This is a genomic window from Streptomyces sp. URMC 123 (assembly GCF_051386515.1).
GTDB lineage: Bacteria > Actinomycetota > Actinomycetes > Streptomycetales > Streptomycetaceae > Streptomyces.
Genome location: NZ_JBPQTV010000045.1, coordinates 16,711 through 28,423, shown reverse-complemented (window position 1 = coordinate 28,423; position 11,713 = coordinate 16,711). Strand labels below are relative to the sequence as shown.

6 protein-coding genes are annotated in these 11,713 nt (G+C 74.8%); 1 reads left to right on the top strand and 5 read right to left on the bottom strand.

From position 1 onward, the window contains the following. A partial coding sequence (locus ACSNOD_RS08810; RefSeq protein WP_436766228.1) for a hypothetical protein occupies nt 1-185 on the bottom strand: 185 nt, incomplete at its 3' end. A gap of 82 nt (nt 186-267) precedes the next feature. Continuing rightward, nucleotides 268-639 carry a hypothetical protein gene (locus tag ACSNOD_RS08805; protein WP_436766227.1) on the bottom strand — a complete coding sequence of 124 codons (372 nt, stop codon included), beginning with the start codon at nt 637-639 and terminating at the stop codon, nt 268-270. 151 nt (nt 640-790) lie between these two features. Between ACSNOD_RS08805 and ACSNOD_RS08800 the strand changes: the two genes are divergently transcribed. Then, nucleotides 791-1,600 (top strand): L,D-transpeptidase family protein, encoded by an 810-nt coding sequence (locus ACSNOD_RS08800; RefSeq protein ID WP_436766226.1) that lies wholly within the window; start codon nt 791-793, stop codon nt 1,598-1,600. A 46-nt stretch (nt 1,601-1,646) separates the two neighbouring features. Here ACSNOD_RS08800 and ACSNOD_RS08795 read toward each other — a convergent pair whose 3' ends face one another. The 3 genes from ACSNOD_RS08795 to ACSNOD_RS08785 all read right to left on the bottom strand — a co-directional run bounded on the left by ACSNOD_RS08795 (nt 1,647) and on the right by ACSNOD_RS08785 (nt 11,529). Then, the gene (locus ACSNOD_RS08795) at nt 1,647-2,717 is read right to left on the bottom strand and encodes a tetratricopeptide repeat protein (RefSeq protein ID WP_436766225.1); all 1,071 of its coding nucleotides are present in this window, start codon (nt 2,715-2,717) and stop codon (nt 1,647-1,649) included. 200 nt (nt 2,718-2,917) lie between these two features. Continuing rightward, the gene (locus tag ACSNOD_RS08790; protein WP_436766224.1) at nt 2,918-4,114 is read right to left on the bottom strand and encodes an FAD-dependent monooxygenase; all 1,197 of its coding nucleotides are present in this window, start codon (nt 4,112-4,114) and stop codon (nt 2,918-2,920) included. Between the two features lie 5 nt (nt 4,115-4,119). Continuing rightward, complete coding sequence (locus ACSNOD_RS08785; protein ID WP_436766223.1) at nt 4,120-11,529, bottom strand: amino acid adenylation domain-containing protein; 7,410 nt, start codon at nt 11,527-11,529, stop codon at nt 4,120-4,122. Nucleotides 11,530-11,713: the final 184 nt, after the last annotated feature.

Genomic DNA, 11,713 nt, shown 5'->3' with positions numbered 1-11,713 from the left:
GCCTTCAGCCCCGGCGGCGCCTGGGGCGGCGCGCCGCCGGGGCTGAAGGCGGGGGTGGCCCGGGCCAGCCCCACCAGCAGCTTTCCCTTCAGGTCGCCGGGCGCGGGGCGCGTCGGCGGTACGAACGCCGGCGTCAGCCGGAGGAGGCCCGCCCACAGGCGCCCCCTTCGGGAATCGGTTCGCATCTCTCCCCCCTTCTGGCTCTCGCCCTCGGGCGCGGCGTGCGTCCGGCCGGCCGGTCCTCGTGCCACCGGCTCGCGCACGCGTCTAGCTCTCACCCTTGGACGGGCCGCCGGCACATCCGGTTTCGGACGCCGTCAGCGCCTGCCCCGGCGCGGCGGCGAGAGAGGAGGCGGCCAGGGCCTGTTGGCCCAGTTGCTCCAGCAGCTTGGGCGCGGCGATGCCGGCCGCGATGGCGCTGGCCACCACGCCCATCTGGCCGCTCATGCCCAGCGCGGCGGCCGCGACCACCCCGACGCCGAGCCGCAACAGCACCACCACGGCGTACGGTCCGGGTCCCAGTTCCCCCTCGACCTGCCAGGGGAAGCCCCCCACCCGCCGAATCGCTCCGATCAGCGCGAGCGCCTCGACGGCGCCGGCTCCCCCGAGTCCCCATAAACAAGCGGCCCACATGGGCATGGTTCGCCCCCCGATCCGCCGCTGAGCCCTTGACGAATGTGCAGTAGTGTCGCATCGACGTGAGCTGCGCGAGGCGGTTCCGGGCAGGACCGGTCGAAAAGAATCGGTGATGTCACCACCCGCGCGCCCCCCGGTTTTCTACCGTGCGGGTATGACCCGAATCGGGCGAAGGCCCCACCCCCGGCGATGCCGGGCGCTCGCTCCCCGCCGCCTCCCCCTTCTTCTCCGTCTCCCGCTCCGTCTTACGCTGCGCCTGTGTCTGTGCGCGGCGCTGCTCGTCGCGCCGGGCACCACCACCGCCACGGCCACCGTCACCGCCAACACCGCCGAGCCGCCGCCGCCGGCCTGGTCGGCGGCGTCCGTCGGTGCCCGGCAGCTCATCACGGCCGAGGCGCCCGGCGCCCGTTCCACCACCGGCACCCTGAGCTGGTGGGACCGGCGCCCCGACGGCGGCTGGGCGCGGCGCGGCCGGGCGCCGGCCCGTTTCGGGGCCGGCGGCCTCGTCGAGGGCCACCGGCGGAAGCAGGGCACGGCCACCACCCCCACGGGGCTGTACGCGCTGCCCTTCGGCTTCGGACTGCGGCCCGCCCCGCCCGGCACCTCGATCCGCTACCGCCGGGTCACCGCCGACTCCTGGTGGTGTCAGGACCCCGCCTCCGCCGCCTACAACCGGTGGGTGGCGCCGCTGCCGCGCGACTGCGCCCCGGGCCGGGCCGAGCGGCTGGCCTCCTACCGCACCCAGTACGCCCACGCCCTGGTCGTCGCCTTCAACTACGACCGCCCCGTGCGCGGCCGCGGAGCCGGGATCTTCCTGCACGTCAACGGCCGGGGCGCCACCGCAGGATGCGTCTCCGTCCCGGCGGACACCATGGCGCGCCTGCTCGCCTGGGTGGACCCGCGGGCCCGGCCCCACATCGCGATCGGCACTCCCACGGGCCCCACGGCGATTCCCCGCCCGTGAGCGGCCGGCCGGGCCCCGGGCTCGTACGGTCCCGGGCCCGTACGGGTCAGGCCGCCGTCGCCGTGTCCGCCGCGCCGCCGGCCCCCGTCCCCGCCCCGGTCACGGCCGCGCTCACCTCCGCGCGGAAGGAGGCGACCGACTCGCGCGCCCGATCCAGACCGATCGACGCGACCTCGGCGCCCAGCAGGTCGAGGTCCGCCAGCGTGCGCCCGGCCGAGCGGCCCAGGTGCCAGCGGGACTTGACCAGGCCCAGCCGCGAGAGCGCCGCGCCCCGGCGCTCCTCGATCGCCTCGAACTCCGCCAGCGCCCCCGCGTACACCGCGCGGGCCTCCTCGTACCGCCCCGCGCGGAACAGGACGTTGCCCCGCATCTTGTGGTTGTAGGCCAGCGCGCTCGTCAGCCGCATCCGCCGGCAGGTCGCCTCGGCCTCGGACAGCAGCTCCAGGGCGCGTTCCGGCTCGCCGCGCAGGGAGCGCACATCGGCGATGCCGCGCAGCGCCCACGCCCTGCCGCGGGCGTCGTCCGCCGCCCCCGCTATGTCGGCCGCCTCCTCGAACATCGCGAGCGCGGTGTCCAGGGCGCCTCGGTGGCGGTGCATCTGCGCGATGCCCTCCAGCGCCCACACCATGTGCCGGGCCTCGCCGTGCGCCCGGCCCTCGGCGAGCAACTGCTCGTGGAGCGCGTCGACGGCCGCGTAGTCCCCCTGGATGCGGCCGGTCTCGGCGAGCCCCGCCAGCGCGTAACCGCGCGCCAGCCGGTCGCCGCCGGACGCCGCCAGCTCCGCCGCGGCCGCCAGCCACCGCCGGGCCAGCGCCAGCGACCCCCGCTGCCGGGCCAGCGTCCCCCCGCTCCACAGCGCCCAGGCCATGGCCCCCGGATCACCGGCGCGCCGCCCCGCGCGGTAGCTCTCCCGCCAGGACCGCTCGGCCTCCGCCACCCGACCGAGCCGCCGCTGCGCCTCCGCCACGGCGAGCGCGGCCCGCGCGTACTCCAGCTCCGAGCCCGCCCGCCGCTGCGCCTCGACGGCGGTGGCCAGCACCTCCTCGTAATCGGAGTTCACCGACAGGGCCGAACCGAGCGCTCCTTGGTACTCCGGGGCACACGCCTTGCCGTACATGAATCGCCGTTCTCCTCGATCGTCAGCAGTGACGATCACGAACCTAGGCGCGCCCGGAGCCGTGCGGATCAGCCTGTGATCCTGTTGTCCGTCAGACTTCAGCGGGACGGCGGGCGCCCGCCGTCAGCTCGTGGATGTACGGCGACGGCGCGCCACCCGGAACGGGTGACGCGCCGTCAGCGCATTGCGGGTCCAGGCCGTCAGTCGAGGCCGGGGAAGGTGAGCGACTCCTCGTACTGCCGCACCAGCGACGCGTGGGACGCCAGCCGGAAGTGGTCGTCGCGCTGCGCGCGCCGCTCCGGGGTCTCGGCCTGCTCCAGATCGCTCAGGCTCCGCGAGGCGGCCACCATGCCGCGGGTGCGCTCCCGGCGGCGGTCCTCGTACGTCCGCAGCGCCCGCGGCACGTCGCCCGGGAGCTCGGCGAGGGTGCGGGCGAGCACCACCGCGTCCTCGATGGCCATGCCCGAGCCCTGGCCGAGGGTGGTGAGCATGGGGTGCGCAGCGTCCCCGAGCAGGGTGACCCGGCCCTCGCCCCAGCGCTCCAGAAAGGCCCGGTCGCGCGAGGGCACGCCGAGGATCAGCTCCTCCGGCGTCCGCCGGATGATCTCCTGGACCTCCTCCGCCCAGCCGGCGAAGGACTCGGTGATCTCGTCCTTGCCGCCGGGCCAGTGGTGGGAGCGCTCGGCGGGCATGTTCTTCGTGCCCCACCAGTAGTACCGGCCGTGGCCGATGTCGATCAGTCCGAAGCGCTGCCCGCTGCCCCAGTAGTGGCCCACGTAGCCCGGGGTCAGCCGGGGGTGGTCGAAGGGCACGACGGCCAGCCAGCAGATGTAGCCGCTGTCCCGGGAGTCCTCGGGGCCCACGAACTGGCGGCGCACGGCGGAGTGGAAGCCGTCGGCGCCGATGAGGAGGTCGCCGCGGGCCTCGCCGCCGCCCTCGAAGCGGACGGTGACCCCGGTGTCGTCGGCGGTGTAGCCGGTGGCGGCGGAACCGAGGGTCAGCGGTATGCCGTCCGCCTCCTCCAGCAGCGCCTGCTGGAGGTCGGCTCGGCTGACGCAGACGCAGGGCACGCCCAGCCGGTCGGTGACCTCCTTGAGCGGCAGGTCCCGGATCGGTGACCCGGCGTAATCCATGATGGTGAAGGTCTCGATGGCCCGGCCGCGCTTCTCCAGGCCGAGGTCGATCCCGAGGGTGTCGAGCGCGGCGATCGCGTTGCTCATCACGGACAGCGCCGAACCCGCGGCCCGCAGTTCGGAGGCGCGCTCGTGGACCTCCACGTCGATGCCGACCCGGCGCAGCGCGACGGCGGTGGTCAGCCCGCCGATGCCCGCGCCGATGACGACGGCCTTCAGGGGCCGGCCGGCGGGCGCGCCGAGGGGGGTGCCGGTGGATGTCATGGGAGTCACTTCTTCTCGTGGTGATGGTCGGAACCGGGGTGGTGGGGACCGCTGTGGCGGGAGCCGGCATGGTCGGAACCGGCGTGGTCGGAGTCGGCCCGGCGGGGCGGGGCGACGGCCGCGGGCTCGCGCTGGATCACATCGGCGACCGTCTTGGCGACGTACTCGACATACGGCTCCTCCATGATCGTCAGGTGGTCGCCGGGCACCCCGATGACCTCCAGCCGGCCGCACGTCATGAGCTGCCAGCCGTTGGCCGGGTCCTCGTGCCGGCTGCCGGCCGCGCCGTGCATGCTCAGCAGCACCTCGGGCAGCGGCTCGGTCGCCCGGATGAGGGTGACGTCCTGGGGCACGGCCTCCGGGCGGTACTCCAGCGCCGCCGTCCAGTTCGCCTCGTACACGCGGAACAGCCGGCGCACGACCGCCCCCGAGCTGCCGGCCGGGAGCACCCCCGCCTCCGTCGCGAAGCGCGCGATGAAGGAGAACTTCTCCTCCAGGGTGGTCAGCCCCTCGGGGATGACCTCCATCGGCGAGGCGCCGCCGCGCTCCAGCCACAGCAGTTCCCAGAAGAACCAGCCCAGCAGGGCGTCGTCGCTGTGCCGGACGCGCTCGCCCGGGTTGAGCGCGGTGGTGTCCAGCAGCACCAGGTCCGCGACCTCCTCGCCCGCCTCGCGCAGTTGGCGGGCCACCTCGAAGGCCACGAAGCCGCCGAAGGACCAGCCGCCGATGGTGTACGGGCCGTGCGGCTGCACCCGGCGCAGCGCCGCCACATAGCTCGCCGCCAGCTCGGGCACGGAGCGCAGCGGCTCGGTGCCCGGCTCGGCGCCGGCCGCCTGGAGGGCGTACAGCGGCTGGTCGGCGGGGAGGTGGCGGGCGAAGGGGAGGTAGCACAGCACATTGCCGCCCATGGGGTGGACCATGAACAGCGGCCGGCGGTCGCCCTGCGGGCGGATCGGCACCAGCGGGTCGAACGCCGGCACCGCGTCCCCCGAGCGCAGCCGCGCCGCCAGCTCGGCGACCGTGGGCGCCGCGATGAAGCCGGAGAGGGGCACGTTCACGCCGTAGCGCTGCTCGATGAGCACCACCAGCCGCATGGCCGTCAGAGAGGTGCCGCCCAGGTCGAACATGTTGTCGTGCACCCCGACGGCGGGGAGCTGGAGCAGGTCGGCCAGGATCTCGGCGAGCACCCGCTCGTACGCGTCCCGGGGCTCCGTGGCGCCGGCCGCCGTCGCGCCGGTGGTGAGCGGGGCGGCGCGCAGCGCGGCGTCGTCCCGCTTGCCGCTGGGCGTCAGCGGCAGCCGCGGCAGCCACTCGATGTGCGAGGGAACCATGTACTCGGGGAGCGTGGCGCGCAGTCGCTTGCGCAGCTCGTCGAGGTCGGCGCCCTCGGGGTCGCCGACCAGGAACGCGGCGAGGAAGGTGTCATTCCCCTCGCGGCGCCGGGCCACGACGGCCACCTCCCGGATTCCGGGGTGGTCCCCGGCGAGCCGGGTGATGGCGATCTCGACCTCGGCGGTCTCGACGCGGAAGCCGCGCACCTTGACCTGGGAGTCGGACCGGCCGGCGCAGACGATGTCGCCGCCGGGCAGCACGAGGCCGAGGTCGCCGGTGCGGTAGAGAACCTCGCCATCGGCGCCGAACGGGTGTGCGAGGAAACGTTCCTTCGTGAGGTCGGGGCGGCCCTCGTACCCCTCGGCGAGGCAGGCCCCGCCGAGGTGGATCTCGCCCTTGACCCCGGGCGGCACCGGGCGGAGCCGGGCGTCGAGCACGAGCGCCTCGGCCCCGTCGATGGGCCGGCCGATCGGCGGCAGCGCCGGGAAGGCGGCCGGATCACCGGTCATGGTGAAGCTGGTGACCACATGCGACTCGGTCGGCCCGTACTGGTTCTCCAGCAGGGCCCCCGGCAGGGCCGCCAGGAAGCGCCGGATCTCGTCGGTGACCCGCAGCTGCTCCCCGGAGGAGATCAGCACCCGCAGCGCCCGCGGGGCGATGCCCAGCGCGTCGGCCGCCTCGGCCAGTTGCTGGAGCGCGACATACGGCAGGAAGACCCGCTGGACGCCCTCCCGGTCGAGCAGCCGCAGCAGCGCGGGCATGTCGCGCCGCTCGGCCTCGCCGATCAGCAGCAGCGTGCCTCCGGAACAGAGCGTGGAGAAGATCTCCTGGAAGGACACGTCGAAGCTGAGCGGCGCGTACTGAAGGGTCGTGCCCCCCACGGCGCCGCTGGGTATCCGGTTCTGCCAGGCCACCAGGTTCGCCAGGGAGCGGTGTGGCATCGCCACCCCCTTGGGCGTGCCCGTGGAGCCCGAGGTGAACAGCACGTACGCGGTCGACTCCGGGTTCGGCAGCGGCAGGTCACCGGCGTCGGTGCCGCCGGCGTCGGCCGCCGCCAGGGACTCGGCGGACAGCACCAGCTCCCGGTCGGTCACGAGATGCGCGTGCCGCTCGTGCGCGATCACCCGGTACGGGGCGGAGCGCTCGATCATCGCGGCGAGCCGCTCCGGCGGATAGCCGGTGTCCAGGGGGACGACCGCCGCCCCCGCCCTGAGCGTGCCGACGATCGCGGCGACCGTCTCGGGGGAGCGGTCCATGGCGATGCCGATCCGCGCCCCGGCCGGGGTGCCCAGGTCCGCGAGGCGCCGCGCCACCGCGCCGGAGGCCGCGGCCAGGCGCTCGTAGCTCCACCGCTGATCGCCCATGGCGAGGGCGGTCGCGGCGGGGGTGCGGGCGGCCTGCTCCAGGAAGGACGCGACCACACCGCGCGGGGCGGGCACGACGGCCGCGGGGCGCGCGGGCGCCGGCGCGAGGAACGCGAAGTCCACCTCCTCCCCGGGCCGTTCCACCATGCGCCGCAGCACCGCCAGGTAGCTCTCGGCCAGCAGATCGGCCTGGCCGGCGCCGAAGACGCGGCCGTCGCAGTCGATCCGCAGCCCGAGGCGGTCACCGGCCGGGTCGGTCACCGCGTTGACCAGCAGCGCGAAGTTGGTCTCCTCCCAGGTGCGGAAGGACCGCAGCCGCACGCCGGGCAGATCCAGCACCTCGGCGAGCTGGCGGAAGTGGACGTAGTTGAACGCCGTCTCGAACACGGCGGAGCCGTGGTCCTCCTGGATCGCGCTCAGCGGGTAGAGCCGGTGGGCGTGGCCCTCGCGCTCCTGCCGGAAGGCCTCCCGGGCCACGGCCAGCCAGCTCTCCGCGGCCGTGTCCAGCCGCACCGGCACGGTGTTGAGGAACAGCCCGGCGATCCGCTCGGCGCCCTCCCGCTCCGGCCGCCCGTGGGTGACCACCCCGGTGACGACGTCCTCGCGGCCGGTCAGCAGCCGCAGCGTCAGGCAGTGCGCGGCGAGCAGGACGGACTTCACGGGCAGCGCGTGCTCGTGGGCCAGTCGGCGCACCCCGGCGGCCAGCTCCTCGGGCAGCTCCACCCGGCGCACGATCTGCTCGGCGCCGGCCGGTGCCTCGTGCGGCCGCCACCCCTCGACGCGCAGCGGGTCGGCACCGGCCAGCAGCTCCCGCCAGTGGCGCCGGGTGTCCGCCGACTCCAGCGCCCGCCGCTCCGCCAGCACATGGTGGGCGGGGGAGGGCAGGGTGTCCTCGGCGACCGGCCCGATGCCCAGGCCCAGGCGGTGCGCGTAGTCCTGGAGCAGCTCGCGCAGCAGGTTCGCCACGCTGCCGCCGTCCAGGATCGCGTGGTGGAAGCTCAGCACCAGCTCCACGCCGTCGGGCAGGACATGGGCGCGCAGCAGGTGCAGCGGCGCCCGGTCGAACACGTACGGGTGGTAGCGGCGCTCCTCGACGTGCCGCAGGATCTCCGCCTCCGCCTCCGCCGCGCCCCACGAGCGCAGATCGGCGATGTCGAGGCCCCCGACGACCCGCGGGCGCACGATCTGCAGCGGCTCCGAGTGGTGGGCCAGGTCGAAGGAGGAGCGCAGCACCGGGTGGCGCGCCACGAGCCGCTCGTGGGCGGCGCGAAACGCCGCCTCGTCCCACGGCAGTTCGAGGCTGTAGCGGAAGACGTCCTTGTAGACGGCCGAGCGCTCGTCCCGGCGGCTGTGGTAGAGCAGGCCGAGCTGGAGGCGGGTCAGCGGATACGCGTCCTCGGCGACGCCCTCCAGCCGGGCCCGGTCCACGCTCGACACCAGGGCGAAGGGCCGCAGTTCGCCGCCCGCGCCCTCGCGCGGCCCGGTGTCCGCCAGGGCGGCGAGCGCCGCCACGGTGGGGTTGCGCACCAGGTCGCCCAGGGAGAAGTGGAGGCCGTGCCGCGCCGCCTCCGCCCTGATCCGCAGCATCAGGATCGAGTCGCCGCCGAGCGCGTAGTAGTCGTCGTGGACACCGACCCGCTCGACCTTGAGCACTGTGGCCCAGATGCCCGCGAGCACGGCCTCCGCCTCGGTGCGCGGCTCCTGGCGCCCGGCCGGCGAGGGGGCGCTCCCGGGCTCCGGCAGCGCCCTGCGGTCGGCCTTGCCGTTGGGCGTCAGCGGCACCCGGTCGATGCGGTGGAAGAGCGCGGGGACCATGAACTCGGGGAGCCGCTCGCGCAGATGGGCGCGCAGGGTCGCCGCCGGCACCTCGGCCGCCGCGACGTAGTAGCCCACGAGGTGGGTGCCCCGGTCCTCGGTGACGCGGTCCACGACGATGGCGTCCCGGACGCCGGGCGCCGTGCACAGCGCGGCGGACACCTCACCGGTCTCCACCCGGTTGCCGCGGATCTTCACCTGGCCGTCGATGCGGCCGAGGTACTCGATCGAGCCGTCGGCGAGCCAGCGCGCCAGGTCGCCCGTGCGGTACAGCCGACCGCCGGGGGTGAACGGGTCGTCGACGAACTTCTCGCGGGTCAGCTCGGGGCGCTCCAGATAGCCGCGGGCCACCTGCACGCCGCCGACGCACAGCTCGCCGGGGACGCCCACCGGCTGGGGCTCGTCGTGCGCGCCCAGCACATACAGCTGGGTGTTGTCGATCGGGCGGCCGATGGGCACCCGGCGCACCGGGCCCGCGGAGCCGTCCGGGCAGTCGTGGTACGAGACGTCCACCGTCGCCTCGGTGGGCCCGTACAGGTTCACCAGCCGGGGCGCCGGCGCCGGGCCGCCGCCGAGCAGCCGGTTGAACTGCTCGACGCGGGCCGGCGGCAGCGCCTCGCCGCTGCAGAAGACCGTGCGCAGCGAGCGGGTGGCGGCCACCAGCTCCGGGGAGTCCTCCAGCAGGTCCAGGAACGGGCCGAGCATCGAGGGCACGAAGTGCACCACGCCGACCTGGCGCTCCTGAATGGTGCGCAGGATCACCTCGGGGTCCTTCTCGCCGCCGGGCGGGAGCAGCGCCAGCCGCGCGCCCTCGACGGCCCACCAGAACAGCTCCCACACGGACACGTCGAAGGAGACGGGGGTCTTCTGGAGCAGGGTGTCGCCCTCGGCGATGGGGTACGCGCGCTGCATCCACGCCAGCCGGTTCACCACGCTGTGGTGCTCCACCATGACGCCCTTGGGGCGGCCGGTGGAGCCGGAGGTGTAGATGACGTAGGCGAGGTCGCGGGAGGTGGCCAGCGGCTCCAGGGGCGCCCCGGAGGGCTGGGCGGCCAGCAGGTCGGAGAGCGGGCGCACGGCCGCGGCGATCGCCGGGGCGCCGGCCCCGGTGGCTCCGCCGGCCTCGGCGGCCCCGGTGGCGGTCGCGGGCGCCTCCGCGGCAGGGCCGGCCCCTTCCGCGGCGGGGCCCGTGGTGAGGCCCTGGGGGAGGGCGTCGTCCACGAGGACGACCTTGGCCCGGCTGTCGGACAGCAGGAAGCGGATGCGCTCGGCCGGGTATCCGGGGTCCACCGGCACATACGCGCCACCGGCCTTGAGCACCCCCAGCAGCGCCACCAGCAGGGCGGGCCCGCGCTCCATCAGCACCGCGACCCGGTCGTCCGGGCCCACGCCCTCGGCGCGCAGCGCGCGGGCGACCCGGTTGGCGCGCGCGTCGAGCTCGGCGTAGCTGAGCGACTGACCGGTGGCGCCGTCCACCAGGGCGGTCTGCTGGGGCCTGCGGGCCGCCTGGGCCTCGAACAGGCCGTGCACGGTGGCCCGATCGGCGTACGGGACCACCGGGCCGCGGGCGCGGCCGCGGGTCAGATCCGCCCGCTCGGCCTCGGTCAGCACGGGGACCGCCGACAGCGGCCGGTCCCCGGACTCCAGGCCCTTCTCGATCAGCGTCGTGAGGTGACCGGCCAGCGAGGCGATGGGGAAGTCCTCGTCGAAGACGTCCTCCGCGTACATCAGCTCGACCCGGAGGTCGGGCGCGTCGTCGAAGTCGCAGATGTGGACGCTGAGGACGTCCTGGTCGTGGGCGGGCGCGAACATCGCGGTGCGCCGCTCGACGCCCGGCAGCGGCTCCGGGCGGGCGTGCCGCATGTACGAGAGGGTGACGTCGAACAGCTGGCGCGGGGCCCCGGCCCCGCCCGCCCGGGCCAGGTCCCGCAGGGCGTCGCCGAGGGCGAGCCGCTGGTGGCGCTGGAGCAGCCGGACGGCGCTCCGGGTGTCGGCGACGGCCTCCGCCAGCGGGCGCTCGTCCCCGGCCGCGACGCGCAGCGGCAGCATGTTGGCGAACTGCCCCATGACGCCCTCGCGCCAGTGGGCCCGGTTGAGGAGGGGGACGCCGATCAGGACGTCGTCGCTGCGGTGCACCCGGGCGAGGTAGCCGCCGAAGAGGGTGGCGACATAGGCGAACGGTGAGTGGCCGGCGGCCCGCACCCGCTCCATGAGCCCGCCGTCGAGGGTGAAGGTGTACCGCGCGGTGCGCCGGGCGCCGCTGGGGGCCTTGCGCTGGAACAGCGTGGGCGTCGCGCCGAGGAGCGCCTCGCGGACGGCCGCGCGGTCGGACTCGTGCGCGGCGGAGGCGCGGTAGGCGGCTTCCTCGGCGACGAAGTCACGGTAGGCGGGGGCGCCCTCGACGGGCAGCGGGTCCTCGCCGCGCAGAGCGCGGGCGTAGTCCTCGAAGATCTGATGGCCCAGCTCGTTGACGGTCCAGCCGTCGAGGACGAGGTGGTGCGCCTTCACATGGAGATGGACGACGGTCGGGCTCTCCACCAGCAGGGTGGGCTCGACCATGGCGCTGTCGCGCAGGGGCACGGGCCGGCGCAGCTCCTCCTCGAGCCACTGGGCACACGCCGCCGCCGGGTCGGCCGCCGAGGTTAAGTCCACCCGGCGCACCTCGGGGGCGCTTTCGGACACCCATTGCCAGGGGGTGCCGTCCTCCTCGTCGAAGCGAAGACGAAACGCGTCCCCGCGCAGCAGGGCCCGTTCCACACTCGCCGCCAACAGATCGTGGTCGACCGTGCCTTCGAGCCGTTCGTGCAGGACACAGTTGAACTGTGGTGCGTCGGCGAGCAGCGAGGCAGCGGCCCATATGTCACGCTGATAGGCCGTGAGCGGATAACGGGGGATGACGGACACGGGAAACCTTTCATGCCGAGCCGGGGGATGGGAGGGGCTTCAGCTTTGCTCTGTGCTCGTTGGATTGTCGCGTCTGCGGTATGGCCTGTGTCAGGTCAGGGCAAGCTTTCGGTCGAGTTCTGGTCACGGTGCCATTAACGACCTGATGGCCATTCACGCCGGTTGCCCGGTAGGCCGATTGATC

Coding starts and splice junctions, on each gene's coding strand:
- ACSNOD_RS08800 (WP_436766226.1), top strand. CDS start 791: ATGACCCGAATCGGGCGAAGGCCCCACCCCCGGCGATGCCGGGCGCTC.
- ACSNOD_RS08805 (WP_436766227.1), bottom strand. CDS start 639: ATGCCCATGTGGGCCGCTTGTTTATGGGGACTCGGGGGAGCCGGCGCC.
- ACSNOD_RS08790 (WP_436766224.1), bottom strand. CDS start 4,114: ATGACATCCACCGGCACCCCCCTCGGCGCGCCCGCCGGCCGGCCCCTG.
- ACSNOD_RS08795 (WP_436766225.1), bottom strand. CDS start 2,717: ATGTACGGCAAGGCGTGTGCCCCGGAGTACCAAGGAGCGCTCGGTTCG.